The organism is Halomonas sp. KAO (assembly GCF_015595025.1).
Classification (GTDB): Bacteria; Pseudomonadota; Gammaproteobacteria; order Pseudomonadales; family Halomonadaceae; genus Halomonas.
Map to the genome: position 1 here is coordinate 595,672 of NZ_JADNRL010000019.1, position 26,533 is coordinate 622,204.

The window sequence follows — 26,533 nt, forward strand, 5'->3', positions numbered from 1 at the left end:
TCCGCTGCCCGCCACAACAAACGGCCACAACAACAACAGCGCAGCCCGGATGACACAGGCCCACCACAACAATGCCAAGAGGCGTGGGCCAGTGCCGCTACAGGCACGACATCAACAAGAACAACAGAGTGACGTGCCCGGCCCCTCGAGCCTAACAACAACAGCAAAATACGAGGCACCGGAAAAAAATCAGGACGCGACGCGCCAGCCCCGCCCACAACAAGAACAACGGGCCCGCGAGGCGCACCCCCGGAAACAACACCAACACGCCGGGGGAAGGCAGACTCACTGCCGTCGTGGTTGGATTATTGTTTTGAATACGAGGCGGTCTCCACCGGGAGCGCCAACAAGGACAACAACACTGCTTGCCTGAACTCCTTGGTGACTGTGGTGCGTATTCAAGGCGATGTGCCATCACGAAGAAGAAACAGCCGCATGGACGCTGCAACGCTGCTTGAGGGGGAGGCCATTGGCCTCCCCCTTCTACGTTCGGGTATCGGAGACGGAGAAGCCCCGATGCTATGCAAGCTCCTGGGGGTCCGCTACACTCAATGCCTTTGCACGTTTACCACGAGCTTTCTCCGCCCTGCGAGTCGATATCGCCGCATGTTCAAAGGATTTACCCGTTTTCTGCAGAGTCCCGGCGAGAGCCTGAAGTCACTGTTCGGTACCGAAGCCACCGCCGGCGTACCCGAGGTTCGCGTCATTCCGCGCGAGGAGCACCCGGTATCGCGTCAGCATCTCAGCGATGCGGCCCTCAAGGTTCTCTATCGGTTGCACAACGCCGGCTTCGAGGCCTATCTCGTCGGTGGCTGTATCCGTGACTCCCTGCTGGGGCGCATGCCGAAGGACTTCGATGTGGCTACCAACGCCACACCGGAAGAGGTCAAGGGGCTGTTCCGCAACTCACGGATCATTGGCCGCCGCTTCCGAATCGTCCATGTGCGCTTCGGCCGCGAAGTCATCGAAGTCACCACCTTCCGGGGCAAGCCCGGTGACGACCACGCCGACCATATTGCCCAGCAGTCCGACGATGGCCTGCTGCTGCGCGACAACGTCTGGGGCGATGTTCAGGAAGATGCCCTGCGCCGCGACTTCACCATCAACGCCCTCTATTACAGCATCGCCGATTTCTCGATCCACGACTTCGCCGATGGCGTTCGCGATATCCAGGCACGCACCCTGCGCCTGATCGGCGACCCGGCGACCCGTTATCGCGAGGACCCGGTGCGCATGCTGCGGGCCGTGCGCTTTGCCGCCAAGCTCGACTTCCAGCTGGCTCCGGCCACCGAGGCGCCGATCCACGAGCTCGCCCCCCTGCTACTGCAGATCCCCCCGGCACGCCTGTTCGACGAGGTACTCAAGCTGTTCATGGCCGGGCACGGCGTCGAGACCTTCCGTCTGCTGCGCCACTACGGCCTGTTCGAGATGCTACTACCCGAGGCCGCCGAGGCCATGGACGAGCTACCCTGGGCCGAGCGCCTGGTCGAGGAGGCCCTGGCCAGCACGGATCGCCGCATCCATGAGGAGCGTCCGGTGACGCCGGCCTTCCTGTTCGCCGCCATGCTATGGCCACCGGTGGTACTTCGCCAGGCCGAACAGGAGGCCAATGGGCTGCCGCCGATCCCCGCCCTGCAGGCCGCTGCCCAGCAGGTGATCTCGCGCCAGCTCCAGCATGTGTCGATCCCCAAGCGCTTCAGCATGCCCATGCGCGATATCTGGGACCTCCAGCAACGCCTGCCGCTGCGCCGCGGCCGCCGAGTGTTCCAGACCCGAGAGCATCCGCGTTTCCGCGCTGCCTACGATATGCTGCTGCTACGCGAAACCGCCGGTGAACTGGCCCCGGGCCTCGGCGACTGGTGGACCGACTTCCAGAATGCCGATGAGCACGAACAGGCTCGCCTGCTCGACCGGGTCGGCGCCAACCCCGCCGGCAGTGGCAAGCCCGGCCGCAAACGGCGTCGCCGCCGTCGCAAGCCCCGCGACAACAATGGCGGTGGCTCGGAGACATGAGCCTGCAGCGCGCCTGGGTCGGTCTGGGCAGCAATCTCGAGAGCCCCCGCCGACAGATCGAGTCGGCCATCGAGGCGCTCGATCGGCTGCCGCTGACCCGCCATGTGGCCGCCTCGCCCCTGTATGCCAGCCGTCCCGTCGGCCCCCAGGACCAGCCCGACTTCATCAATGCCGTGGCCTGCCTGGAAACACGCCTCTCGCCACTCGCACTGCTCGACCAGCTGCAGGCCCTGGAGCAACGCCACCGCCGCGTACGGGCTCGCCGCTGGGGTCCCCGCACCCTCGACCTGGATCTGCTACTGTTCGGTGACAGCACCCTGTGTCTGCCGCGCCTGACGGTGCCACACCCGGAGATGACTCGGCGCGCCTTCGTGCTGGTGCCACTGCTGGCCGTTGATGCACGACTGCGCCTCCCCGACGGGCGACGAGTGGCTGACCTGAAGGCCGCGCTGGCCGACAACCTCTCGAGTGAGGTGTTACCGCTCGAGGAGGAGTGACCGCCAGAAAGTGTTACCCATCGACACAGCATGCCCATTCGGGTAACAATCGTGGGTTACACGGGCCGGCACTCCACGCCGCGACCCGACGTCATAACCGAGAGAGCACGCCATGAAACCCATCACCCTGAGCACGCTGCAGGCCTACAAGCGCGCCGGTGACACCTTCAGCTGCCTGACCGCCTACGACGCCTCCTTCGCCAGGGCCGCCAGCGATGCCGGCATCGACGTACTGCTGGTGGGCGACTCCCTGGGCATGGTCCTGCAGGGCCATACCAGCACCCTGCCGGTCACGCTGGAGGAGATCTGCTATCACACTCGCTGCGTGGCTCGTGGCAAGGGCGCCAGCCTGCTGATGGTCGACCTGCCCTTCATGGGCAATGCCAGCCAGGAGCGGCTGCTGGAAAACGCCGGCGAACTGATGCGTGCCGGAGCCGAGCTGGTCAAGGTGGAGGGCGAGGCATGGATGGCCGACGGCATCCGTGAACTGACCCGCCGGGGCGTGCCGGTATGTGCCCATCTGGGACTGACGCCACAGACCGTCTATCAGCTGGGTGGCTACAAGGTGCAGGGCCGCGATGCCGACCGCGCCAGCCAGATCCTCGAGGACGCCCGCACCCTGGTCGAGGCCGGCGCCTCGGTCATCCTGCTGGAGTGCGTGCCGGCCGATCTGGGCCGCACCATCACCGAGGCCCTCGACGTGCCGGTGATCGGCATCGGCGCCGGCCCCGACACCGATGGCCAGATTCTGGTCATGCACGACCTGCTGAACGTCACCCCGGGCCGCAAGCCACGCTTCGTCAAGAACTTCATGGCCGAGGCCGAGGACATCCATGGCGCCTTTCGACGCTACCACGAGGACGTCAAGGCACGGCGGTTCCCCGCCGAGGAGCACTGTTTTTAACTTTGTTTGTCAACTTTAATATTTAACTTCGGTTTTCAGCCCCAGTTTTCAAGAAACGTAGCTTACTACCGCTTCTAGCCGGAACCTTGCCATGCGTACCCTGAGAGACATTCCCGCCCTGCGTGAAACGCTGGGCGACGCCCGCCGGCGCGGCGACCGCGTCGCCCTGGTGCCCACCATGGGCAATCTTCACGAAGGTCATCTGGCCCTGGTCGCCGCCGCCCGTCAGCGGGCCGAGGTGGTGGTCGCCACCATCTTCGTCAACCCGCTGCAGTTCGGTCCCGGCGAGGACCTCGACGCCTATCCGCGCACCCTCGCGGAGGATCAGGCACGGCTCGAGACGGCCGGTTGTGACCTGCTCTTCACCCCGGACACCGACACCCTCTATCCACGAGGCCTGGAAGCCCAGACCCGCATCGTGGTGCCCGAAATGACCGAGGGGCTGTGTGGGGCCTCGCGCCCCGGCCACTTCGATGGCGTCTCCACGGTAGTCGGCATGCTCTTCAACCTGGTGCAGCCCGACCTCGCCTGCTTCGGCGAGAAGGACTACCAGCAGCTGGCGGTGATCCGACGCCTGGTCGCCGACCTGCACCTTCCCATCGAGATTCTCGGCGTGCCCATCGTGCGTGCCGAGGACGGCCTGGCGCTCTCCTCGCGCAACGGCTACCTGAGTGCCGAGCAGCGCCGCATCGCCCCGCACCTCTACGCCATCCTCTGCAAGCTGCGCGATACGCTGGAGTCCGGTGGGGAGGCCTCCGCCAGCCTGGAGCAAGGATGGGCAGAGCTGAAGGAGGCCGGCTTCGACCCCGACTACCTGGAGCTGCGCGCCGCCGACCTCGGCCCGGTGACCGTCTCGACCCGTGAAGCGATACTGCTGGCCGCCGCCCGTCTCGGCCCTACCCGGCTGATCGACAATCTCGCCCTGAGCCTGCCGCAATGATGCGGCCCAACCGGAGGATGCTGTCTCGATGTATACCGTCATGCTGAAGGCCAAGCTGCACATGGCCCGCGTCACCCACGCCGTGCTCGACTACGAGGGCTCCTGTGCCATCGACGGCGAGCTGCTCGACATGTCCGGCATCCGCGAGAACGAGCAGGTCCAGATCTACAATGTCGCGAACGGTCAGCGTTTCACCACCTACGCGATTCGCGCCGAAGAGGGCTCCCGAGTGATCTCGGTAAATGGTGCCGCCGCCCATCTCGCCGGTGAAGGCGACCGCGTGATCATCTGCGCCTACGCCCACTACAGCGACAGCGAGCTGGACGCTCACCAGCCCGCCCTGGTCTACCTCCAGGAAGGCAACCGGGTCAGCCACACCAGCCACGCCATTCCCGTTCAGATGGCCTGAGCAACAAACGGCATCCCCGGCCTCGTCGCCGGGCTGCCTCCCTCTCGAACGCTTACCACCAAAGAGCCGCACGCAAACATTGCGGCAGCGCACAAGACTCCCCTATGCTGGAGGCCCCGGTCGTGTCCGGCTGTCGTGACAGGGCCGTAAGCTCGTCTTTCCAGCAAGGAGAGTGCTCCCATGCAAGAAGTGGTTATCGTTGCCGCCCGCCGCACCGCCGTCGGCTCATTTGGCGGTTCCCTGGCCGGCGTCCCTGCCAGCGACCTGGGTGCCCAGGTGATCAAGGATATCCTGGCGACTACCGGCGTCGCCGGCGACCAGGTGGACGAGGTGCTGCTTGGCCAGGTGCTGACCGCCGGCGTCGGTCAGAACCCGGCGCGCCAGGCCTCCATCAAGGCTGGACTGCCCGAGAGCGTGCCGGCCATGACCATCAACAAGGTATGCGGCTCCGGCCTCAAGGCGCTGCACCTGGCCACTCAGGCGATCCGCTGCGGCGATGCCGAGCTGATCATCGCCGGCGGCCAGGAGAACATGTCCGCCTCGCCCCACGTGCTGCCCAACTCGCGTAACGGCCAGCGCATGGGCGACTGGAAGGCCGTGGACAGCATGGTGCACGACGGCCTGTGGGACGCCTTCAACAACTACCACATGGGCATTACCGCCGAGAACCTGGCCGAAAAGTACGGCATCACCCGCGAGGAGATGGATGCATTCGCCGCCGACTCCCAGCAGAAGGCCGCCGCGGCCATCCGCGAGGGCAAGTTCAAGGGGCAGATCGTTCCAGTGGAGATTCCCCAGCGCAAGGGTGATCCGGTGGTCTTCGACACCGACGAGGGCCCGCGTGACGTGACCGCCGAGAAGCTTTCCGGCATGCGCCCGGCCTTCAAGAAGGATGGCACCGTTACCGCCGGCAACGCCTCCTCCATCAACGACGGTGCGGCCGTGGTGATGCTGTGCACCGCCGAGAAGGCCAAGGCCCTGGGCCTCGAGCCACTGGCCCGCATCAAGGCCTACAGCAATGCCGGTGTCGAGCCCTCCATCATGGGCATCGGCCCGGCCCCGGCGACCCGCCGCTGCCTGGAGAAGGCCGGCTGGAGCATCGACGACCTCGACCTGATCGAGGCCAACGAGGCCTTCGCCGCCCAGGCCCTCTCCGTCAACAAGGAGCTGGGCTGGGATGCCAGCAAGATCAACGTCAATGGTGGTGCCATCGCCATCGGTCACCCCATCGGCGCCTCCGGCTGCCGCATCCTGGTGACCCTGGTCCACGAGATGATCGCCCGTGACGCCAAGAAGGGCCTCGCCACCCTCTGCATCGGTGGTGGACAGGGCGTGGCGCTGGCCATCGAAAGATAAGCTCGAAGCTCGAAGACAAGCCTAAACAGAACCGCCCCCGCAGCCAGGCTGCGGGGGCGGTTTTACTTACGGCTTACAGCTTATCGCTTACAGCTCGCCGAAGGCGCTTACAGCTCGGGTTCAGCGACCGCCTCGGCCTCGAATGCCGCCTTCTCTTCCGGGGTAATCTCCTTGATGGTGAGCTTCACCCGGTTGCGGTTGTCGATATCGAGCACCTTGACGATGGGCTCGTCGCCCTCGTTGAGGAAGTCACGCACGTCATTGACCCGCTCCGGCACAATCTGGGAGATGTGCACCAGACCGTCGGTGCCGGGCATGATATTGACGAAGGCGCCGAAGTCGGCGATGCGCACCACCTTGCCACGGTAGAGCTTGCCGATCTCGGGCTCCGCGGTGATCGCCAGCACGGTGTCGATGGCCGCCTTGGCCGCCGACTTGTCCTCGGCATAGATGCGCACGGTGCCGTCATCATCGAGATCGATGGAGGCGCCGGTATCCTCGCAGATCTTGCGGATCGTGGCGCCACCCTTGCCGATGACGTCACGGATCTTCTCGGGATCTATCTTGATGGTCGCCATGGAGGGCGCGTTCTCGGAGACCTCGGCACGGCTCTGGTTGATCACCGCATTCATCTGCTCGAGGATGCTGAGGCGCGCTTCCAGGGCCTGCTGCAGCGCCTGCTCCATGATCTCCTCGTTGATGCCCTCGATCTTGATGTCCATCTGCAGGGCGGTCACGCCATCGGCGGAGCCGGCCACCTTGAAGTCCATGTCGCCGAGGTGGTCCTCGTCACCGAGGATGTCGGTCAGCACGGCAAAGCCGTCCTCGTCCTTGACCAGGCCCATGGCGATACCCGCCACCGGCGACTTGATCGGCACGCCGGCATCCATCAGGGCCAGCGAGGAGCCGCACACGGAGGCCATGGAGCTGGAGCCGTTGGATTCGGTAATCTCGGAGACCACCCGGATGGTGTAGGGGAACTCCGCCTCGTCGGGCAGCATGGCCTGCACGCCGCGACGCGCCAGGCGGCCATGGCCGATCTCGCGACGCTTGGGGCCGCCCATGAAGCCGGCCTCACCCACGCTGTAGGGAGGGAAGTTGTAGTGCAGCAGGAAGCGGTCCTTGCGCTCCCCCTCCAGCGACTCGATCAGCTGGGAGTCACGCAGGGTACCCAGGGTGGCGACCACGATGGCCTGGGTCTCGCCACGGGTAAATATCGCCGAGCCGTGGGCCTTGGGCAGGCTGCCCACTTCGATCTCCAGCGGACGCACGGTCTTGTGGTCGCGGCCATCGATACGCGGCTCGCCTTTCACCACACGGGCACGTACCACGCGCTTCTCGAGGCTTGAGAAGGCGCCTTTGACATCGTCGGCCGCAAACTTGCCTTCTTCCTCACCGGCCAGCTGCTCCACCGCCTCGGCCTTGAGGGCCGACAGGGCATCCTGACGCTGCATCTTGTCGGTGATGCGATAGGCCTCGCCCACGCGGGCCTCGAAGGCCTCGGCAATGGCGGACTTGAGCGCGGTGTTCTCCTCCGGCGGCTGCCAGTCCCACTTCGGCTTGCCCGCTTCGGCGACAAGCTCGTTGATGGCCTGGATCGCCGTCTGCATCTCCATATGGCCGTAGAGCACGGCGCCGAGCATCTCGTCCTCGAGCAGCTCATCGGCCTCGGACTCGACCATCAGCACCGCCTTCTCGGTACCGGCGACGACCATGTTCAGCTCGGAGGTGGTGAGCTCTTCCACGGTGGGGTTGAGGAAGTAGCCCTGCTCCTCGTTGAAGCCGACGCGGGCCGCGCCGATGGGGCCACTGAAGGGCACCCCGGAGATGGCCAGGGCCGCGGAGGTGCCAAGCAGCGCCGCGATATCCGGATCATGGTTACGATCGGTGGAGAGCACGGTGCAGACGACCTGCACCTCGTTCATGAAGCCCTTGGGGAAGAGCGGTCGGATCGGGCGATCGATCAGCCGCGAGGTGAGCGTCTCCTTCTCGGTGGGGCGCCCCTCGCGCTTGAAGAAGCCGCCGGGGATCTTGCCGACCGCATAGGTCTTCTCCTGATAGTGCACGGAGAGCGGGAAGAATGGCTGCGCGGGATTGGCATCCTTCCTGGCGACCACGGTGCACAGCACCACGGTATCGTCCATGGTGACCATTACGGCACCGGAGGCCTGGCGGGCGATGCGCCCGGTTTCCAGGGTGACGGTGCTGCGACCGTACTGAAATGTCTTCTTGACCGGATTCACGGCGACTTCCTTCAATATCTACTTTTCTGTGTTTGGGTCGTTTCGACTTCGCCGACCATTTTAGGGGTTGACGCGCCCCGCGGCCACCGGATAGCAAGATTTCCCCTTATCTCCTTCGTGAGGAGCGCCGGGGATAGGCTGAAGGGGAGGTCCGAGGACCAGGGATGGCCGAGGTAGCGCCCAGGGACGGGTTCACAGCGCCTCCCCGAAAACCTATCGCCGGATCAGCTCCGGGCCCAGGCCCGCTAGATGGCCCAACAAACAAAACGGGCAACCCGAAGGCTGCCCGTTTCGTTACCGCGTGGGGTGCGACGCTTAGCGACGCAGGCCCAGGCGCTGGATCAGAGCCTGATAGCGCTCGAAGTCCTTGCGCTTCAGGTAGTCCAGCAGCTTGCGGCGCTGGTTGACCATGCGGATCAGGCCACGACGGGAGTGGTGATCCTGCTTGTTGGTCTTGAAGTGATCCTGCAGGCCATCGATGTTGGCGCTCAGCAGGGCCACTTGAACTTCGGGGGAACCGGTGTCGTTCTCGCCACGACCAAATTCGCTGACGATTGCGGACTTCTGCTCGGCTGTCAGTGCCATCTGTCTCTCCAGTAAGCAATATGCCTGAATGATGAGTGTGTGAGACCACGCATATTTGCAGTCTCGGGCGTTTCTCCCTCAATCGGCTGCGGTGCTCAGCAGCCGTTTCGGCGCCACCTCCTGTGGCGTCGTCACCGCACCGAGACCCAGGAAGGCATCGTTGCAGTAGAGTCTTGCCGTCTCGCCGACGGCGATATCGCCGGCATCCACCGCGGCCGCCTGACCCTGGGTCAGGCGTCGGGCCGCCTCGGCGTCGACCTCGAGTCGCGGCAGGTGAGCGGCCAGCACGTCGACTGGCAGCAGCGTCGCTTCCCGGGACGACTGGTCGGGCAGAGCCTGCAGCGACTCGAGGGTCAGCATGCCGTCGGCGCCGAAGGGCCCGGTGGTCAGGCGACGCAGCGCACTGATATGTGCCCCGCTGCCCAGTTCGCGTCCGATATCCTCGGCCAGGGTACGCACATAGGTCCCCTTGCTGACCGACACTTCCAGTTCGAAGGCACTGCCCTCGAAGGAAACGAGCCGGGCATCATACACGGTCACGCGCCGCGCTGCACGCTCGACCGACTTGCCCTCGCGGGCCAGCTCGTAGAGCTTGCGCCCCTGGTGCTTGAGCGCCGAGTACATCGGTGGCACCTGCTCGATCTCGCCATGAAAGCGAGCCAACACGGCCTCCACTTCGGCAGCGGTCAGAGCCGGGATCGCCAGGCGTTCGACCACCTCACCCTCGGCATCACCGGTATCGGTCACCACGCCCAGTTCCACCCGGGTACGGTAGACCTTGTCGGAGGCCAGCAGATGGGCGGAGAACTTGGTCGCCTCGCCGAAGCACACCGGCAGCAGGCCGGTCGCCATCGGATCCAGGGTGCCGGTGTGGCCGGCCTTCTGGGCCTGGAACAGGCGTCGGGCCTGCTGCAGCGCGTGATTGCTGGTCAGGCCCGCGGGCTTGTCCAGCAGCAGCACGCCATTGACGGGGAGGCCGCGACGTCGACGTGCCATCAGTCCCGCTCACCCTCGTCATCGGAAGTCGGCTCCTCACCCAGGCGGGTGCGGTCGCTCTCCACCGCCTCGTCGATCAGCGAGGAGAGGCGCTGGCCGCGCACCACGCTCTCGTCGTAGTGAAAGCGCAGCTCCGGCACGTGGCGCAGCTTGATGCGCCGGGCGATCTGCCCGCGCAGGAAGCCGGCGGCCTGCTTGAGAACCTTGAGGTTCTCCTTGATCCGCTCCGGGGTATCCTCGCCCAGCAGGGTCACGTGAACGTCGGCATAGCCGAGGTCACGACTGACCTCGACGCCGCTGACGGTGACCATGCCCAGGCGCGGGTCCTTGACCTCGCGCTGGATGAGGACCGCCAGCTCCTTCTGGAGCTGGTCGGCCACCCGGTCGGTACGCTTGAACTCGCGCATGCTTGACTCCTGGCGCTTAGAGCGTCCGCTCGACCTTGATCTGGTCGAAGACCTCGATCTTGTCGCCGACTTGGACGTCGTTGTAGTTCTTCACGCCGATGCCGCACTCCATGCCGTTGCGCACTTCCTGGACATCGTCCTTGAAGCGACGCAGCGACTCGAGTTCACCCTCGTAGATCACCACGTTGTCGCGCAGCACGCGGATCTTCTTGTTACGGAAGACGGTACCCTCGACCACCATACAGCCGGCCACCGCACCGATCTTCGGTGCACGGAAGACGTCGCGAACCTCGGCCACGCCGACGATCTCTTCCTTCCACTCCGGTGCCAGCATGCCGCTCATCGCCTGCTTGACCTCATCGATCAGCTGGTAGATGACGCTGTAGTAGCGCAGGTCGAGGCCTTCGCGCTCGATGATCTCGCGGGCCGCGACATCGGCACGCACGTTGAAGCCGACCACGATGGCCTCCGAGGCCAGTGCCAGGTTGGCGTCGGTACCGGTGATGCCACCCACACCGGAGGAGACCACTGCCACTTCCACCTCGGCGGTGGAGAGCTCTTCCAGGGCGCTCTTGATCGCCTCCAGGGAGCCCTGGACGTCGGCCTTGAGCACGATGTTGAGCTTGGCGGCCACATCCTGGCCCATCTGGCTGAACATGTTCTCCAGCTTGGCCTTCTGCTGGCGTGCCAGGCGCACCTCGCGATACTTGCCCTGACGGAAGTTGGCAACCTCACGGGCCTTCTTCTCGTCGGCCACCACCATGAAGTCGTCACCCGCCTCGGGCGTCCCGTCGAGGCCCTGGATCTCCACCGGCATCGCCGGGCCGACCTCTTCGACCTGCTTGCCCAGCTCGTTGGTCAGGGCACGCACGCGGCCGTAGTGCAGGCCGGCCAGCACGATATCGCCACGCTTGAGGGTGCCGTTCTGGACCAGCACGGTGGCCACAGGACCACGCCCCTTGTCCAGGCGCGACTCGACCACCACACCCTTGCCGGGTGCCTCGGGGACGGCCTTGAGCTCGAGCACCTCGGAGACCAGCAGCACCGCCTCGAGCAGCGCATCGATGCCCTCACCGGTCTTGGCGGAGACATGCACGAACTGGGTGTCACCCCCCCACTCCTCGGAGATGACGCCGTGCTGCGAGAGCTCGTTCTTGACGCGATCCGGATCGGCGGCCGGCTTGTCGATCTTGTTGACGGCGACCACCATGGGAACCTCGGCGGCCTTGGAGTGCTCGATCGCCTCGATGGTCTGGGGCATGACGCCGTCATCGGCGGCCACCACCAGGATGACCACGTCGGTCGCCTTGGCACCGCGGGCACGCATGGCGGTAAAGGCCGCGTGGCCCGGGGTGTCCAGGAAGGTCACACCGTGGGAGTTGTTCACCTTATCGGCCGCGACATGATAGGCGCCGATATGCTGGGTGATACCGCCGGCCTCGCCGGTGGCCACCTTGGCCTGGCGAATATGGTCGAGCAGCGAGGTCTTGCCGTGGTCGACGTGACCCATCACGGTCACCACCGGGTCGCGGGTCAGCTCCTCACCCTCGTAGGAGATGCTGTCCAGCACTTCCTCCTCGAGCGCATCGTCCTTGACCAGCTTGGGCGTGTGACCCATCTCCTCGACCACGATGGCGGCGGTGTCCTGATCGATGGTCTGGTTGATGGTCACCGCGGCGCCCATGGTGAACATGGTCTTGATGACCTCGTTGGCCTTGATCGACATCTTGTCGGCCAGCTCGGCGACGCTGATCGACTCGGGGATCGAGACCTCACGAACGATGGGCTGGGTCGGCTTCTGGAAGCCGTGCTTGCCGTTGCCCTGGCTGCTGCTGCCACCACGACGGCCGCCGCGGCGCTCGGCACGCTTGGCCTTCTTGCCGCCACGGCGACGGTCCTCGCGCTCGCCACGGTCGTCATCGCGATCGTGACGCCCCTTCTTGGCGGCGGCCTTCTTGGGCGGCGCGGTGCGGCGATCGGTGCGGCCCTCCTTGGGCGGGGCCGGGGGCTCGTCGCCGGGTGCCGGGGTCTCGAGCTCGGGCACCGGGATATCGGGCACTTCGGCGGCCTTCTGGGCCTCCAGCTTGGCAGCGGCCTCGCGCGCGGCCTCCTCGGCGGCACGCGCCTTGGCCTCCTCGGCCTCGCGGGCTTCCTTGGCGGCCTGAGCCTGCTGGGAGTCGGCCATGTCGCCGACCAGCTGGCGCGGACCGGTGTCCTCCACCTGCTTCGGCTTGGTCTCTTCCTCGGCGCGCTTGACGTAGGTACGCTTCTTGCGCACCTGCACCTCGATGGTCTTGCCCCGCTCACCGGTGTTGATGCGGCTGCGCGTCTTGCGCGTCAGGGTGATGCGGTTCTTCGGCGCGGCCTTCTCGGCGCTGCCGCCGTGGCTCTTGGTCAGGAAGTCGAGCAGCTGACGCTTGTCTTCCTCGGACACGGCATCGCTCTCGGACTTGTGCTTGAGCCCGGCTTGTTTCATCTGTTCCAGCAGGCGGGGAACGTCGCGTCCCACCTTCGCTGCAAAATCCTTAACGGTCATGTCTGACATGTAGACCCTCCTGAGCCCGTGACCCCAATTCTGTTCGCTTCGAATACTGCCGGTCCGAGCGCTGGGCATCGGACCCTTGTCTGCACGTTATTCGCCTTCGAGCCGTTCCTGTGCGAACTACTCGTTTTCAAACCAGGGCGCACGGGCAGTCATGATCAGTGACGCGGCACGCTCCTCGTCCATGCCCTCGATATCCAGAAGATCATCGACGGACTGCTCGGCCAGATCCTCCATGCTGACGACTCCCCGGCTGGCCAGGATGAAGGCCAGGTGGCGCTCCATGCCGTCCATCTCCAGCAGGTCGTCGGCTGGCTGGGCACCATCCAGCGCCTCCTCGGAAGCGATGGCGAGGTTGAGCAGCTCATCCTTGGCACGCGAGCGCAGCTCCTCGATGGTCTCTTCATCGAATTCCTCGATCTCGAGCATCTCCTCAACCGGTACGTAGGCGATCTCCTCCAGGGTGGTAAAGCCCTCTTCCACCAGCAGGCGCGCCACATCGTCGTCGATATTGAGGTGCTGCACGAATTGCTCGACCAGGCTATCGACCTCCTGGTCACGCTTGTCCTCCGCCTCGGCCTCGGTCATCACATTGATCCGCCAGCCGGTCAGCTCGGAGGCCAGACGCACGTTCTGACCGCTGCGACCGATGGCCTGGGCCAGGTTGTCCTCGGCGACGGCCACGTCCATGGCGTGGGCATCTTCGTCAACCAGAATGGAGGCGACATCCGCCGGCGCCATGGCGTTGATCACCAGCTGGGCGGGGTTGTCGTCCCACAGCACGATATCGACGCGCTCGTTCTGGAGCTCCGTGGAGACGGCCTGGACCCGTGAGCCACGCATGCCCACACAGGCCCCCACCGGATCGATACGGCGGTCGTTGGTCTTCACCGCGATCTTGGCGCGGGACCCGGGGTCGCGAGCGGCCCCCTTGATCTCGATAAGCTGTTCGGCGATCTCCGGCACCTCGATGCTGAACAGTTCGATGATCAGCTCGGGACAGGTACGCGACAGGATCAGCTGCGCACCGCGCGCCTCCGGGTCGACCTTGACCAGCAGGGCACGAACCCGCTCGTTCATGCGGTAGCGCTCACCGGGAATCATCTCGCTGCGCGGCAGGAACGCCTCGGCGTTGTCGCCCAGGTCGATGATCAGGCCATCGCGGGTCGTCTTCTTGACGATGCCCGAGACCAGCTCACCCTCGCGATCGGCATAGAGCCGCACGACCTCGGCACGCTCGGCCTCGCGCACCTTCTGCACGATCACCTGCTTGGCGGTCTGGGCGGCGATGCGACCGAACTCGGCATTCTCGATGCGCTCCTCGACCACGTCACCCAGGCCCAGGGGCGGATCGCGACGCTCGGCAAAGGTCAGCTTGATCTGGTGGTCGGGGCCGTCGAAGTCATCGTCCTCGACCACTTCCCAGCGACGAAAGGTCTCGTATTCGCCGGTGCTGCGATCGATATGCACCCGCACGCTGGCCTCTTCATCCTCGAAGCGCTTGCGCGACGCGCTGGCCAGGGCCGCCTCGACGGCCTCGAAGATCACCGTGCGGGGAACCCCCTTCTCGTTGGAGATCGCATCCACGACCGCCAGAATCTCTTTACTCATGCCTTTGCCTCGCCAGAAAGCTGTTCTCGAGCTGATGCTCAACATGCCTCCCCCGGGGGAGGCCGAATCCTTGAACCGCGGGCTAATCCTCGAAACGGGGCACCACGCGCGCCTGATCGATGCCGTCGACGGGGAAGCAGTACTCCTCGCCATCGACCTGCACCAGCACCTCGTCACCCTCGACGCCGGCCAGCAGGCCCTGGAACTTGCGCCGCCCCTCGAAGGGCGCACGCAGCTTCAGTGCCACCTCGTGGCCGCGATAACGGGAAAAGTGATCGAGGGTGAACAGGGGGCGATCCATCCCCGGAGAGGAGACCTCGAGGCGATATTCGCCGTGAATCGGGTCCTCGACATCGAGTAGCGCACTGATCTGGCGGCTGATGTCCGCACAGTCGTCGACGGAGACGCCGTCTTCGTGATCGATATAGATCACCAGACGCGAGTGCTTACCCTGGGAGAGATAGTCGATGCCCCACAGCTCGAAACCCATGGCGGTAACCACCGGGTCGATCAAGGTGTGTAGCGCAGCATCCTTGGTAGCCACGGAATAGACTCCTACAGCCGTTGCATCAGGCACCTGGCCGGGAGTGAACTGGAAAGTCAGGTGGCTGATTGGCATTGCCCGGAACAGTGCCCCGACGCTTGGCGCCCTGAGCAAGCTGCTAACAAAAAGCCCCTTCACAGGAAGGGGCTTTCACAAGAAACCTGTAAACCACTCCGGCGGTCAATGGCTGCCCCTTCACTCGATCATGCTAGCTTGCATGTTCGACAGGCACCTGCCGGAAGATGGTAGCGGGGACCGGATTTGAACCGATGACCTTCGGGTTATGAGCCCGACGAGCTACCAGACTGCTCCACCCCGCATCAATCTAGGTCGGTGATATTACACGCAGCCGACGAATACGTCAAGAGCTGCACACCGCTTTGCCAATCCTGCTTCTGAAGGATCGTCGGCATCGTCATGTTAACCATCGAGTGTTAACCAGGGACGCCGCGATGAATCAGATGGTGCCGAAGGCGGGACTTGAACCCGCACGACCGTAAGGTCACTACCCCCTCAAGATAGCGTGTCTACCAATTCCACCACTTCGGCATCAGGGGAGGCTGGATGATGGCGAAACGACGCATTACTGCTCGTCGCCGCTCTCCAGCACTGGCGCAGCATTATCCATGCTCGAGCCCCCTTCGTCAAGGGTCGGCACGTTATTCTGCTGTTCGATCAGGCGCGCGTCCGGAATGCCTGCCTCGGGGGCATCGCTGGCCTGGCTGGCGAACCAGGCCAGGGTCAGGGAGGTGGCGAAGAAGGCAGCCGCCAGCACGGCGGTAAACTTCGACAGGAAGCCGCCGCTACCGCGGGAGCCGAACACGGTCTGGGAGGCACCGCCACCGAAGGCGGCACCGGCCTCGGCCCCCTTGCCCTGCTGCAGCAGGATCAGGACGACCAGGGCGATGGCGACCGCCACGTGGATCATAAGAATGGCAACTTGCATGGAATCAACCTGCTGACTGACAGATGGCTAGGAAATCGTCGACCTTGAGCGAGGCACCGCCCACCAGGCCGCCGTCGATATCGGGCTGGGCAAGCAGCTCGGCCGCATTGCCCGCGTTCATGCTACCGCCGTAGAGCAGCCGCAACCCATCCGCCAGGCCGCGATCGAACTCGGACAGGTAGGCGCGAATGCCGGCCATGACCTCCTGAGCCTGCTCGGGAGTGGCGGTACGGCCGGTACCAATGGCCCAGACGGGCTCATAGGCGATGATCACGCGCTCGCGCTGCGCCGGCCCCAGCCTCGACATCACGTACCCGACCTGGTGCAGCACCACGCTCAGGGTATTACCGGCATCGCGCTCGGCGAGGCTCTCGCCCACGCAGAGCACCGGCACGATATCGACCTCGAGCGCGGCCAGCAGGCGCTCATGCACCTGCTCGTCGCTCTCGCGATAGAGCTGACGACGCTCGGAGTGCCCCACCAGGGCATACTGGACCCCGAACTCGCGCAGCATGGGGCCACTCACCTCGCCGGTGTGCGCCCCCGCCGGGTGCGGATTGAGCGTCTGGGCACCGAGCGCCAGCGGCGTCTCGGCGAAGGCAGCTCGCGCCGCCCCCAGATAGGGATAGGGCGGAAAGATCGCCGCTTCCAGGGAGTTGGGTAGCGCGGCACTCGAGAAGGCCTGACCGAAGGCCTCGACCAGCTCGGTCGAGCCGTTCATCTTCCAGTTGCCGGCGATCAGCGGCGTGCGCATCGACTGTCCTCTTTCAAGATGGAGCGAAATGGTATAGGAGAGGCCCTGTCAAGACAACCGGCCACCCCCGAGCCCTCGACCAGCGAGTCCTCAGGCGCCGAGCAGCGCCTCGACCCGTTCGGCGAGACGCCGTGCCAGACCGTCCACGTCCAGGTGAGGACGACCCTCGACCATCACGCGGATCAGCGGCTCGGTGCCGGAGGGGCGCAGCAGCACCCGCCCCTCTTCACCGAGCTCCCTCTCGACCTCGCTCACCGACTCCTTGAGGGCCGGCATCGCCATCACCGCCCGGGCATCGCTGCCGGGGGTCAGCCGCACATTGACCAGCGCCTGAGGGGCCTTCTCCAGCCCCGCCAGCAGACTCTGCAGCGACTTGCCCTCGCGCATCATGATGGCCAGCACCTGCAGCGCCGAGACGATACCGTCGCCGGTCGTCTGTACATGGCCACAGACGATATGACCGGAGGACTCACCACCCAGCTGCCAGCCGTTGGCGGCGAGCCGCTCGATGACATAGCGGTCGCCGACCTTGGCGCGCTCGAAGGGCACCCCCATGGTCTCCAGCGCCGCGGCCAGGCCGAAGTTCGACATCAGGGTGCCGACCACGCCGCCACCCAGCTCGCCACGCGCATGGCGATCGCGGGTGATCAGATAGAGGATGTCGTCGCCATCGATCTCGCGGCCGTCGCTATCCACCAGCAGCACCCGGTCGCCGTCACCGTCGAAGGCCACTCCCAGGTCGGCCCCCTGCTGGATCACCGCCGCGCGCAGCGCCGCCGGATGGGTGGAGCCTACCTCACGATTGATATTGAGCCCGTCGGGGGCGGCACCGATCACGCTCACCTCGGCACCCAACTCGCGAAACACGCTGGGGGCGATGTGGTAGGTGGCACCGTGGGCACAGTCGAGCACCACCCTGAGCCCCTCGAGGCTGACCCGATCGGGGATGGTCGACTTGCAGAACTCGATATAGCGGCCGTCGGCATCATCGATGCGCTCGGCCTTGCCCAGGCGGTCCGCGGCCACGGTGGTCAGCGGCTCATCGAGCATCGCCTCGATCGCCTCCTCGACCTCATCGTTGAGCTTGGCGCCGTCGGTGGAGAAGAACTTGATGCCATTGTCGGCGAAGGGATTGTGGGATGCCGAGATCACGATGCCGGCATCGGCACGAAAGGTGCGTGTCAGGTAGGCGATACCCGGGGTCGGCATGGGGCCGAGCAGGGCCACATCGACCCCCGCCGCCGAGAGTCCCGCCTCCAGGGCCGACTCGAACATGTAGCCGGAGATGCGGGTGTCCTTGCCGATCAGCACCCGGCAGCGCCGCTTGCCATGGCGTGCGGCGAGCACATGCCCGGTGGCCCAGCCCAGCTTGAGCATGAAGTCGGCGGTGATCGGTGCCTCGCCGACGGTGCCGCGAATTCCATCCGTTCCAAAATAGCGTCGAGCCATCAGCAACTCTCCTTGAGTACTGCCCAGGTCATGTTCACCGCATCCACGCTGGGGGCGACATCGTGGACACGCAGGATGCGGGCGCCGCGCTCTACCGCCAGCGCCGTCAGCGCCAGGCCGCCGGGCAGGCGCTCCTCCACCGGGCGCTCGAGCACCTTGCCGATCATGCTCTTGCGCGACATGCCCACCAGCATCGGCAGTTCGAGCTCGGCAAGACGCTCCATGCGGTTGAGCAGGCGTAGATTGTGCTCCACCGTCTTGCCGAAGCCGAAGCCCGGGTCGAGCAGCATGCGATCACGATGCAGGCCAGCCTGCTCGCAGGCCGCCACGCGCGCCGCGAGATATTCGGCTACCGCCTCCTCGATGGGCACATCATAACGGGGCCCCTGCTGCATGTCGCGGGGCTCGCCCTGGCGATGCATCAGACACACCGGCAGGCCGCTGCCGATGGCGGCGACCATCGCCCCCTCACGCTCCAGGGCGCGCACATCGTTGATCATGCCGGCCCCCAGGGCGGCACTCTCGCGCATCACCTCGGGACTGCTGGTATCCACCGAGACCAGGGCATCCAGCTCACGGACCAGCGCCTCCACCACCGGCGCCACCCGCTCGAGCTCCTGCTGGGGCGAGATCCCATCGGCCCCGGGACGGGTCGACTCGCCGCCGACATCGATGATCGCCGCCCCCTCCGCCAGCATGCGCTCGGCATGGCGCAGGGCATCGTCCAGGGACACATGGTGCCCCCCGTCGGAGAAGGAGTCGGGGGTGACATTGAGGATCCCCATGACGCGGGGGTAGGAGAGGTCGAGCCGATGCCGACCGCACATCAGGGAGGGGGAGTTCGCGTTCATCTTCGCTCGGAGGGTAGGTGAATCGAAGGGTAACAAGTTGAAGGGTAGTGAACTGAAGAACAGAGAATTGAATGATAGTGAATTGAAGGATAGAGAAAACGGGCCGATCAGAAAGGCAAAGGCGCCCCCGCGGGGGGCGCCTGACAGGGATGGGCTGCGGGCTCAGGAGCCGGCCGGGCCACCCAGCGGGTCGGAGGGCCGACGACGCGGCTCCTCGTCGTCATCCTCGTCACCGTCGACCTGCTCCGGCTCATCCGGGGTCGCCGCGTCGCGAGCCCCCTCGGTCACCGGGGCGCCAGGTCCGGAGGAGTCTCCATCCTCCCAATCCTTGGGCGGTCGCGGCGTGCGCCCGGCCATGATGTCCTTAAGCTGGTCGGCATCGATGGTCTCGTACTTCATCAGCGCATCGGCCATGGCGTCGAGCTTGTCGCGATTCTCCTCGAGGATCACGCGGGCCTGCTCGTAGCACCCGTCGATGACCTTGCGTACCTCCCTGTCGAGCTTGGAGATGGTCTCGCCGGACTTGAGCTTGCCGCCCTGACCGGGGCCACCCAGGAACTGGTGCGACTCATCCTCGTCGTACATGACCGGGCCCATCTCCTCGGAGAGCCCCCACTTGGCGACCATGTTGTGAGCCAGCTCGGTGGCGCGCTTGATATCGTTGGAGGCACCGGTGGTTACCCCGTTCGGCCCCAGCGTCATCTCCTCGGCGATGCGGCCACCGAACAGCGAGCAGATCTGGCTGATGATCTGCTGCCGCGACAGGCTGTAGCGATCCTGCTCGGGCAGGAACATGGTCACGCCCAGGGCACGGCCACGCGGGATGATGGTCACCTTGTAGACCGGGTCATGCTCCGGCATCACCAGGCCAATGATGGCATGGCCCGACTCGTGATAGGCGGTGTTGAGCTTCTCCTTCTCGGTCATGACCATGGAGCGGCGCTCGGCCCCCATCATGATCTTGTCCTTGGCCAGCTCGAGCTCCTCCATGCCCACCAGGCGTTTGTTGCGACGCGCGGCGAACAGGGCGGCCTCGTTGACCAGGTTGGCCAGGTCGGCACCGGAGAAGCCGGGCGTGCCGCGAGCGATCAGCGACGGCTTGACGTCATCGGCCAGCGGCACCTTGCGCAGGTGCACGTTGAGGATATGCTCACGGCCGCGGATATCGGGCAGCGGCACCACCACCTGGCGGTCGAAGCGTCCCGGACGCATCAGGGCCGGGTCGAGCACGTCGGGGCGGTTGGTGGCGGCGATGACGATGATGCCCTCATTGGCCTCGAAGCCGTCCATCTCCACCAGCAGCTGGTTGAGGGTCTGCTCGCGCTCGTCGTTGCCACCGCCCATGCCGACCCCGCGGGAGCGGCCCACGGCGTCGATCTCGTCGATGAAGATGATGCAGGGCGCCTGCTTCTTGGCCTGCTCGAACATGTCACGCACACGGGAGGCGCCCACGCCGACGAACATCTCGACGAAGTCGGAGCCGGAGATCGAGAAGAACGGCACCTTGGCCTCGCCGGCAATCGACTTGGCGAGCAGCGTCTTGCCGGTGCCGGGCGGGCCCACCATCAGCACGCCGCGAGGGATGGTGCCACCCAGGCGCTGGAACTTGGTGGGGTCGCGCAGGAAGTCGACCAGCTCCTCGACCTCCTCCTTGGCCTCGTCACAGCCCGCGACGTCGGCGAAGGTGGTCTTGATCTGATCTTGGGAGAGCAGCTTGGCCTTGGACTTGCCGAAGCTCATGGGGCCACCCTTGCCGGCCCCGCCGCCTTGCATCTGGCGCATGAAGAACATGAAGATCGCCAGAATCAGCAGGATCGGGAAGCTGGCGATCAGCAATCGCATCCACAGGCTCTGCTGCTCGGGCTTCTTGCCCACCACGGTGACGTTGCTGGAGAGCAGGTCATCCATCAGCTTGGGGTCCTCCGCCGCGGGGCGGATGGTCTGGAACTGGGAGCCATCGGTACGCTCACCATTGATGGTATAGCCATCGATGGTGACGCTGCGCACCTGCTGGTTCTGCACCTGCTGGACGAACTGGGAGTAGTTCATCGTCTGGGGTGAGCTGTCGACACTGAAGTTGTTGAACACCGTCAGCAGCACCGCCGCGATGACCAACCACAGGATCAGGTTCTTCGCCATATCGTTCAAGGGACTACCCTCAATATCTGAAATCTATCGGCCGCAAGGACCTGGCACGTTGGACACTACAGGAGCCGGCCGCGTTCGGCCACCGCCACTATGCAACTACATACGCGGTCATTCGCAACAGGCACTGTGACACACATTATTCTGCCTTGTCCTTCAATCGCCCCGTTAGGCCAGGGCTATCACGGCGCCATGACCTCTCGAGTCAACCGCGAAAGCCCTGCGCCAGCAGATAGACCTCGCGGGAGCGCGCCCGCGAGGCGCCGGGCTTGCGGGTCACCACCCGCGTGAAGGCGCCACGCAGCGCCTTCAGGTATTCATCGAAGCCCTCGCCCTGGAACACCTTGGCAAGGAAGGTTCCACCAGGGCGCAGGGTCTGGCCGGCCAGGTCCAGCGCCAGCTCCACCAGATACATCGCCTGGGGCTGGTCGATGGCGGCCATACCACTCATGTTGGGTGCCATGTCGGACATCACCAGGTCGACCGGGCGCTCGCCCAGCGTCGCAAGGATCGCCTCGAGGATCTCCTCCTCGGTAAAGTCTCCCTGGATAAAGTCGACCCCGGCCAGGGCATCCATCTCGAGGATATCGGAGGCGATCACCACCCCCTCGGGCCCCACCTTCTCGGCGGCCACCTGACTCCAGCCACCGGGGGCCGCCCCCAGGTCGATCACGGTCATGCCCGGAACGAGGAGACGATCCTTCTCGTCGAGCTCGAGCAGCTTGTAGCTGGCCCGCGAGCGATACCCCTCCAGCTTGGAGCGCTGCACATACTGATCATCGAAGTGCTCCTTCAACCAGCCCTTGCTGGTCTTGCTTGCGGAGTGCTTGCCAGAGGCGGGGGATGAGGTGCGGGAACGGGCCACGGCATCACCTGGGACGTAACGGGAGAAGACTTGGCGCGGAGCAAAAAACGGTACCGGAGCGCCGAGGAGTGGCCGGCTGAAACGGCGCTTTCGCCGAAGACGTTTTCGGCGTGACGATTTGCGCGTACCATGGCTGGTTGCGCGCAACCGAGAAGATGCAAGATACCATGAGCTTGTCACAGGCACAAAAGAAAGCATTTCGCAGCATCGGCCACCACCTCAACCCGGTGGTGATGATCTCCGAGAACGGCATCTCCGAGGGAGTGCTGGCGGAGCTCGACCGAGCCCTCAACGACCACGAGCTGATCAAGGTGAAGTTCGCCCTGCCGGAGCGCGATGAGCGCGAGGCCATGCTCGAGGAGCTGGTCGCGGCCAGCCGCGCCGAGCTGGTCCACAAGATCGGCAAGATGGCGCTGCTCTATCGCGCCAACCCCAGGGCCAACCCGAAGCTCTCCAACGTCCAGCGCTACGCGGACCACCACGGGCGACGTTAAGGTACGCCTTGAGGTAGGGAGGCACCCCTCGAGGTAGGAGGGAGACCCTGTCTCGCGACGGAGGCCGAAGACCTCCCGAACAGGCCACCCCGAGCCGGCCGGCACCGCCGGGCGCCTGCGGCGCCAGTCGCGATGCGAAGCATCCCTCCCACCGGCGGCTCCATACGACAACACCCCCCAAGGCGACGCCTTGGGGGGTGTTGAGGTTTTGACTTACAGCTTACGGCTTAAAGCTTACAGCTGGAGTCACAGATGCTCGACGCCCGAGATCTCATACTCGACATCGCCACCCGGGGTCTTGACCACCACCACGTCACCCTCCTCCTTGCCGATCAGGGCACGGGCGATGGGCGAGGTCACGGAGATCCTGCCCTGCTTGATATCCGCCTCATCCTCGCCAACGATCCGGTAGGTCACTTCCTCGTCGTTGTTGAGGTTGAGCAGCTCCACGGTAACGCCGAAGATCACCTTGCCCGTCCTGGGCAGCTTGGTGACATCGATCACCTGGGCGTTGGAGAGCTTGCCTTCGATCTCCTGGATACGCCCCTCGATAAAGCCCTGCTGCTCGCGGGCCGCATGGTACTCGGCGTTCTCCTTGAGATCACCATGCTCTCGGGCCTCGGCGATGGCGGCGATCACCTTGGGACGCGCCTCGCCCTTGAGGTGCTCGAGCTCCTCGCGCAGACGCGACTCTCCGGCGACGGTCATCGGGACCTTGTTCATTGCGCAGCTCCTGCATGCAATTCCTGTAGCCGCCGCACCGTGATCTCGTTGCCGTACTCGAGCGCCAGACAAACGGCGTTCGCCCCCGCCAGCGTGGTGGCGTAGGGAACCTTGCGGGCAAGCGCGGTGCGACGGATCACCGAGGAGTCGTTGATCGCCTGGCGACCCTCGGTGGTATTGACGATATAGGCGATCTCGTCGTTCTTGAGCAGATCGACGATATGCGGGCGGCCTTCAAAGACCTTGTTCACGACCTCGACGTCGATACCCTCGGCCTTCAGGGCCGCCGCGGTACCGCCGGTCGCGCACAGTGTAAAGCCCAATGTTATCAGAGAACGGGCCACCCCGATAACACCCGCCTTGTCCGGCTCACGCACCGAGAGGAACGCCTTGCGCGGCCCGGAAAGCGGCGGAATCGCCTCGCCGGCCCCCAGCTGCGCCTTGTAGAAGGCCTCGGCGAAGGTGTCTCCGCTGCCCATCACCTCACCGGTGGACTTCATCTCCGGCGACAGGATCGGGTCGACCCCCGGGAACTTGTTGAACGGGAAGACCGCCTCCTTGACGCTGAAGAAGTGCGGCACGATTTCGCGGGTGAAGCCCTGCTCCTCGAGGGTGGTGCCGGCCATGCAGCGTGCGGCGACCTGGGCCAGCGAGGTGCCGATGCACTTGGAGACGAAGGGTACAGTACGCGAGGCGCGCGGGTTGACCTCGATGATGTAGATCTCGCCGTCCTGCCAGGCCAGCTGCACGTTCATCAGCCCCTTGACGCCCAGTTCCACCGCCATCTGGCGAACCTGCTCGCGCATCGCGTCCTGCACCTCGGCGGGCAGTGAGTAGGGCGGCAGTGAACAGGCGGAGTCACCGGAGTGCACGCCGGCCTGCTCGATATGCTGCATGATGCCGCCGATCACGACCTGCTTGCCGTCGCTGACCGCGTCGATATCGATCTCGACGGCGGCATTGAGGAAGTGGTCGAGCAGCACCGGCGAGTCATTGGAGACCTTGACCGCGTGGGTCATGTAGCTCTCGAGCTCGGAGGCGTCATAGACGATCTCCATGGCGCGCCCGCCCAGCACATAGCTGGGACGCACCACCAGCGGATAGCCGATGGTCTCGGCCTTGGCGAAGGCCTCCTCGAAGCTGCGCGCGGTGGCATTGGGCGGCTGCTTGAGACCCAGCTTGTCGATCATCTGCTGGAAGCGCTCACGGTCCTCGGCGCGGTCGATGGCATCCGGGGTGGTGCCGATGATCGGCACGCCGGCGGCCTCCAGTTCGCGGGCCAGCTTCAGCGGGGTCTGACCGCCGAACTGCACGATCACACCGACCGGCTGCTCCTTGTCGGCGATCTCCAGCACGTCCTCCAGGGTCACCGGCTCGAAATAGAGGCGGTCACTGGTGTCGTAGTCGGTGGAGACGGTCTCCGGGTTGCAGTTGACCATCACCGTCTCGTAGCCGTCATCGTGCATGGCGAAGGCGGCGTGGACGCAGCAGTAGTCGAATTCGATGCCCTGGCCGATCCGGTTGGGCCCACCGCCCAGCACCATGATCTTCTGACGGTCGGAGACCTCCGCCTCGCACTCCTCCTCATAGGTGGAGTACATGTAGGCGGTGTCCGAGGCAAACTCGGCGGCACAGGTGTCGACCCGCTTGTAGACCGGACGGATACCGGCCTTCTGACGCGTCTTGCGGAACTCCTTCTCGGAGACACCGAGCAGCGAGGCCAGGCGGGCGTCGGAGAAGCCCTTGCGCTTGAGGCGGAACAGCTCGCGGGCGTCGAGTTCGGAGAGCGAGCGCTTGGCGACCTCGCCCTCGGTGACGATCAGGTCCTCGAGCTGAACCAGGAACCAGGGGTCGATATTGGTCAGCGCGAAGATCTCGTCGCGCGTCATGCCGGCGCGCATGGCATCGGCGATAAAGAAGATGCGCTCGGCCCCGGCGGCCTGCAGCTCGCCCTTGATAAAGGCCATCCCGTCGGCATCGAAGCGGGTCACCTTGGGGTCCAGGCCATCGTTGCCGGTCTCCAGGCCGCGCAGCGCCTTCTGCAGCGACTCCTGGAAGGTGCGGCCGATCGCCATCACCTCGCCCACCGACTTCATCTGGGTGGTCAGACGGTCATTGGCCTGGGGGAACTTCTCGAAGGTGAAACGCGGAATCTTGGTGACCACGTAGTCGATGGAGGGCTCGAACGAGGCCGGGGTCTGGCCGCCGGTGATGTCGTTCTGCAGCTCGTCCAGGGTGTAGCCCACGGCCAGCTTGGCGGCGATTTTGGCGATCGGGAAGCCGGTGGCCTTGGAGGCCAGCGCCGAGGAGCGCGACACCCGCGGGTTCATCTCGATGACCACCATGCGCCCGGTCCTGGGGTCGACGCCGAACTGCACGTTGGAGCCGCCGGTCTCGACGCCGATCTCGCGCAGCACCGCCAGCGAGGCGTCGCGCATGATCTGGTATTCCTTGTCGGTCAGCGTCTGGGCCGGGGCCACGGTGATGGAGTCACCGGTGTGCACGCCCATGGGGTCGAAGTTCTCGATGGCGCAGACGATGATGCAGTTGTCGTTGCGATCACGCACGACCTCCATCTCGTACTCCTTCCACCCCAGCAGCGACTCGTCGATCAGCAGCTCGTGGTTGTTGGAGAGTTCGAAGCCGCGGGTACAGATCTCCTCGAACTCCTCCTTGTTGTAGGCCACGCCACCGCCGGAGCCGCCCATGGTGTAGGAGGGGCGGATGATCACCGGGAAGCCGAGCTCGCCCTGGATCTCCCAGGCCTCGTCCATGGTGTGAGCCACCTTGGCCTTGGGGCACTCCAGACCGATGCGCTTCATGGCCTGGTCGAAGAGGTCACGGTCCTCGGCCTTGTTGATGGCATCGGCATTGGCACCGATCATCTCCACGCCATGCTTGGTCAGCACGCCATGCTTGTCCAGCTCCAGGGCGCAGTTGAGCGCGGTCTGCCCGCCCATGGTGGGCAGAATGGCATCCGGCTTCTCGGCCTCGATGATCTTCTCCACCGCCTGCCAGGTGATCGGCTCGATATAGGTGGCATCGGCCATGGCCGGGTCGGTCATGATGGTGGCCGGGTTGGAGTTGACCAGGATGACCCGGTAGCCCTCCTCGCGCAGCGCCTTGCAGGCCTGGGCGCCGGAGTAGTCGAATTCACACGCCTGGCCGATGACGATAGGGCCGGCGCCAATGATCAGGATGCTCTGGATGTCGGTACGCTTGGGCATGGTGCTTCCCGCAGAAGTAGGTGACGAGTGGT

The 26,533-nt window shown here is 65.1% G+C and carries 22 protein-coding genes and 2 tRNA genes; 7 read left to right on the forward strand and 17 right to left on the reverse strand.

Annotated features, from left to right (window positions below):
• Positions 1-606 precede the first annotated feature (606 nt).
• The 6 genes from pcnB to IOC61_RS08995 all read left to right on the forward strand — a co-directional run bounded on the left by pcnB (position 607) and on the right by IOC61_RS08995 (position 6,119).
• The gene (gene pcnB, locus IOC61_RS08970) at positions 607-2,013 is read left to right on the forward strand and encodes a polynucleotide adenylyltransferase PcnB (RefSeq protein ID WP_195688494.1); all 1,407 of its coding nucleotides are present in this window, start codon (positions 607-609) and stop codon (positions 2,011-2,013) included.
• Positions 2,010-2,510 carry a 2-amino-4-hydroxy-6-hydroxymethyldihydropteridine diphosphokinase gene (gene folK, locus IOC61_RS08975; RefSeq protein ID WP_195688495.1) on the forward strand — a complete coding sequence of 167 codons (501 nt, stop codon included), beginning with the start codon at positions 2,010-2,012 and terminating at the stop codon, positions 2,508-2,510. Before pcnB ends, folK begins: the two co-directional genes overlap by 4 nt.
• Positions 2,511-2,622: 112 nt before the next feature.
• Positions 2,623-3,414 (forward strand): 3-methyl-2-oxobutanoate hydroxymethyltransferase, encoded by a 792-nt coding sequence (panB, locus tag IOC61_RS08980; protein WP_195688496.1) that lies wholly within the window; start codon positions 2,623-2,625, stop codon positions 3,412-3,414.
• A gap of 91 nt (positions 3,415-3,505) precedes the next feature.
• The gene (gene panC / locus IOC61_RS08985) at positions 3,506-4,354 is read left to right on the forward strand and encodes a pantoate--beta-alanine ligase (protein ID WP_195688497.1); all 849 of its coding nucleotides are present in this window, start codon (positions 3,506-3,508) and stop codon (positions 4,352-4,354) included.
• Between the two features lie 28 nt (positions 4,355-4,382).
• Complete coding sequence (gene panD / locus IOC61_RS08990) at positions 4,383-4,763, forward strand: aspartate 1-decarboxylase (protein ID WP_195688498.1); 381 nt, start codon at positions 4,383-4,385, stop codon at positions 4,761-4,763.
• A 180-nt stretch (positions 4,764-4,943) separates the two neighbouring features.
• Positions 4,944-6,119, forward strand: a complete 1,176-nt coding sequence (locus IOC61_RS08995; RefSeq protein ID WP_195688499.1) for an acetyl-CoA C-acetyltransferase — start codon at positions 4,944-4,946, stop codon at positions 6,117-6,119.
• 107 nt (positions 6,120-6,226) lie between these two features.
• Here IOC61_RS08995 and pnp read toward each other — a convergent pair whose 3' ends face one another.
• From pnp to rlmE, 15 genes are all read right to left on the reverse strand, one after another.
• Positions 6,227-8,362 carry a polyribonucleotide nucleotidyltransferase gene (pnp, locus tag IOC61_RS09000; RefSeq protein ID WP_195688500.1) on the reverse strand — a complete coding sequence of 712 codons (2,136 nt, stop codon included), beginning with the start codon at positions 8,360-8,362 and terminating at the stop codon, positions 6,227-6,229.
• 315 nt (positions 8,363-8,677) lie between these two features.
• The gene (rpsO, locus tag IOC61_RS09005; RefSeq protein WP_110070029.1) at positions 8,678-8,947 is read right to left on the reverse strand and encodes a 30S ribosomal protein S15; all 270 of its coding nucleotides are present in this window, start codon (positions 8,945-8,947) and stop codon (positions 8,678-8,680) included.
• Positions 8,948-9,025: 78 nt separating this feature from the next.
• A complete protein-coding gene (truB, locus tag IOC61_RS09010) occupies positions 9,026-9,943 on the reverse strand; it encodes a tRNA pseudouridine(55) synthase TruB (RefSeq protein WP_195688501.1) in 918 nt (305 codons plus the stop codon).
• Positions 9,943-10,350: a 30S ribosome-binding factor RbfA gene (gene rbfA, locus IOC61_RS09015; RefSeq protein ID WP_132042116.1), complete on the reverse strand. Its 408-nt coding sequence runs from the start codon at positions 10,348-10,350 to the stop codon at positions 9,943-9,945. The genes truB and rbfA overlap by 1 nt, the downstream gene beginning before the upstream one ends.
• A 16-nt stretch (positions 10,351-10,366) precedes the next feature.
• Complete coding sequence (gene infB / locus IOC61_RS09020) at positions 10,367-12,895, reverse strand: translation initiation factor IF-2 (protein ID WP_195688502.1); 2,529 nt, start codon at positions 12,893-12,895, stop codon at positions 10,367-10,369.
• Between the two features lie 117 nt (positions 12,896-13,012).
• Positions 13,013-14,503 (reverse strand): transcription termination factor NusA, encoded by a 1,491-nt coding sequence (gene nusA, locus IOC61_RS09025; RefSeq protein WP_195688503.1) that lies wholly within the window; start codon positions 14,501-14,503, stop codon positions 13,013-13,015.
• 82 nt (positions 14,504-14,585) lie between these two features.
• Positions 14,586-15,047 (reverse strand): ribosome maturation factor RimP, encoded by a 462-nt coding sequence (gene rimP / locus IOC61_RS09030; RefSeq protein WP_195688504.1) that lies wholly within the window; start codon positions 15,045-15,047, stop codon positions 14,586-14,588.
• Positions 15,048-15,290: 243 nt separating this feature from the next.
• A tRNA-Met gene (locus IOC61_RS09035) sits at positions 15,291-15,367 on the reverse strand.
• A gap of 142 nt (positions 15,368-15,509) precedes the next feature.
• Positions 15,510-15,596, reverse strand: a tRNA-Leu gene (locus IOC61_RS09040).
• Positions 15,597-15,630: 34 nt separating this feature from the next.
• On the reverse strand, positions 15,631-15,993 hold the full coding sequence (gene secG, locus IOC61_RS09045) for a preprotein translocase subunit SecG (RefSeq protein WP_195688505.1): 363 nt from the start codon (positions 15,991-15,993) through the stop codon (positions 15,631-15,633).
• A 4-nt stretch (positions 15,994-15,997) separates the two neighbouring features.
• Entirely contained in the window at positions 15,998-16,747 is a 750-nt protein-coding gene (tpiA, locus tag IOC61_RS09050) for a triose-phosphate isomerase (protein WP_195688506.1), read from the reverse strand.
• Positions 16,748-16,837: 90 nt separating this feature from the next.
• A complete protein-coding gene (glmM, locus tag IOC61_RS09055) occupies positions 16,838-18,196 on the reverse strand; it encodes a phosphoglucosamine mutase (protein WP_195688507.1) in 1,359 nt (452 codons plus the stop codon).
• Positions 18,196-18,981 (reverse strand): dihydropteroate synthase, encoded by a 786-nt coding sequence (folP, locus tag IOC61_RS09060; RefSeq protein WP_311430735.1) that lies wholly within the window; start codon positions 18,979-18,981, stop codon positions 18,196-18,198. The genes glmM and folP overlap by 1 nt, the downstream gene beginning before the upstream one ends.
• A gap of 228 nt (positions 18,982-19,209) precedes the next feature.
• Positions 19,210-21,195 (reverse strand): ATP-dependent zinc metalloprotease FtsH, encoded by a 1,986-nt coding sequence (gene ftsH, locus IOC61_RS09065; RefSeq protein ID WP_195688509.1) that lies wholly within the window; start codon positions 21,193-21,195, stop codon positions 19,210-19,212.
• Between the two features lie 202 nt (positions 21,196-21,397).
• Positions 21,398-22,057, reverse strand: a complete 660-nt coding sequence (gene rlmE / locus IOC61_RS09070; RefSeq protein WP_195688510.1) for a 23S rRNA (uridine(2552)-2'-O)-methyltransferase RlmE — start codon at positions 22,055-22,057, stop codon at positions 21,398-21,400.
• Positions 22,058-22,224: 167 nt separating this feature from the next.
• On the opposite strand from rlmE, the gene yhbY reads away from it, so the two are divergent.
• Positions 22,225-22,551, forward strand: coding sequence for a ribosome assembly RNA-binding protein YhbY (gene yhbY / locus IOC61_RS09075; RefSeq protein WP_195688511.1), 327 nt, complete (start codon positions 22,225-22,227; stop codon positions 22,549-22,551).
• A 246-nt stretch (positions 22,552-22,797) separates the two neighbouring features.
• Here the strand turns inward: yhbY and greA are convergent, their stop codons facing one another.
• Together greA and carB are read right to left on the reverse strand one after the other, a co-directional pair.
• On the reverse strand, positions 22,798-23,274 hold the full coding sequence (gene greA / locus IOC61_RS09080) for a transcription elongation factor GreA (RefSeq protein ID WP_195688512.1): 477 nt from the start codon (positions 23,272-23,274) through the stop codon (positions 22,798-22,800).
• A complete protein-coding gene (gene carB, locus IOC61_RS09085; protein ID WP_195688513.1) occupies positions 23,271-26,501 on the reverse strand; it encodes a carbamoyl-phosphate synthase large subunit in 3,231 nt (1,076 codons plus the stop codon). Before carB ends, greA begins: the two co-directional genes overlap by 4 nt.
• Positions 26,502-26,533: the final 32 nt, after the last annotated feature.

Bases quoted from the DNA above. Each gene is read 5' to 3' on its own strand.
- carB (WP_195688513.1), bottom strand. From the start codon at position 26,501: ATGCCCAAGCGTACCGACATCCAGAGCATCCTGATCATTGGCGCCGGC.
- IOC61_RS08995 (WP_195688499.1), top strand. From the start codon at position 4,944: ATGCAAGAAGTGGTTATCGTTGCCGCCCGCCGCACCGCCGTCGGCTCA.
- pcnB (WP_195688494.1), top strand. From the start codon at position 607: ATGTTCAAAGGATTTACCCGTTTTCTGCAGAGTCCCGGCGAGAGCCTG.
- nusA (WP_195688503.1), bottom strand. From the start codon at position 14,503: ATGAGTAAAGAGATTCTGGCGGTCGTGGATGCGATCTCCAACGAGAAG.
- greA (WP_195688512.1), bottom strand. From the start codon at position 23,274: ATGAACAAGGTCCCGATGACCGTCGCCGGAGAGTCGCGTCTGCGCGAG.
- panC (WP_195688497.1), top strand. From the start codon at position 3,506: ATGCGTACCCTGAGAGACATTCCCGCCCTGCGTGAAACGCTGGGCGAC.
- folK (WP_195688495.1), top strand. From the start codon at position 2,010: ATGAGCCTGCAGCGCGCCTGGGTCGGTCTGGGCAGCAATCTCGAGAGC.
- infB (WP_195688502.1), bottom strand. From the start codon at position 12,895: ATGTCAGACATGACCGTTAAGGATTTTGCAGCGAAGGTGGGACGCGAC.
- secG (WP_195688505.1), bottom strand. From the start codon at position 15,993: ATGCAAGTTGCCATTCTTATGATCCACGTGGCGGTCGCCATCGCCCTG.
- panB (WP_195688496.1), top strand. From the start codon at position 2,623: ATGAAACCCATCACCCTGAGCACGCTGCAGGCCTACAAGCGCGCCGGT.
- glmM (WP_195688507.1), bottom strand. From the start codon at position 18,196: ATGGCTCGACGCTATTTTGGAACGGATGGAATTCGCGGCACCGTCGGC.
- folP (WP_311430735.1), bottom strand. From the start codon at position 18,981: ATGGGGATCCTCAATGTCACCCCCGACTCCTTCTCCGACGGGGGGCAC.
- rpsO (WP_110070029.1), bottom strand. From the start codon at position 8,947: ATGGCACTGACAGCCGAGCAGAAGTCCGCAATCGTCAGCGAATTTGGT.
- truB (WP_195688501.1), bottom strand. From the start codon at position 9,943: ATGGCACGTCGACGTCGCGGCCTCCCCGTCAATGGCGTGCTGCTGCTG.
- panD (WP_195688498.1), top strand. From the start codon at position 4,383: ATGTATACCGTCATGCTGAAGGCCAAGCTGCACATGGCCCGCGTCACC.
- yhbY (WP_195688511.1), top strand. From the start codon at position 22,225: ATGAGCTTGTCACAGGCACAAAAGAAAGCATTTCGCAGCATCGGCCAC.
- tpiA (WP_195688506.1), bottom strand. From the start codon at position 16,747: ATGCGCACGCCGCTGATCGCCGGCAACTGGAAGATGAACGGCTCGACC.
- rbfA (WP_132042116.1), bottom strand. From the start codon at position 10,350: ATGCGCGAGTTCAAGCGTACCGACCGGGTGGCCGACCAGCTCCAGAAG.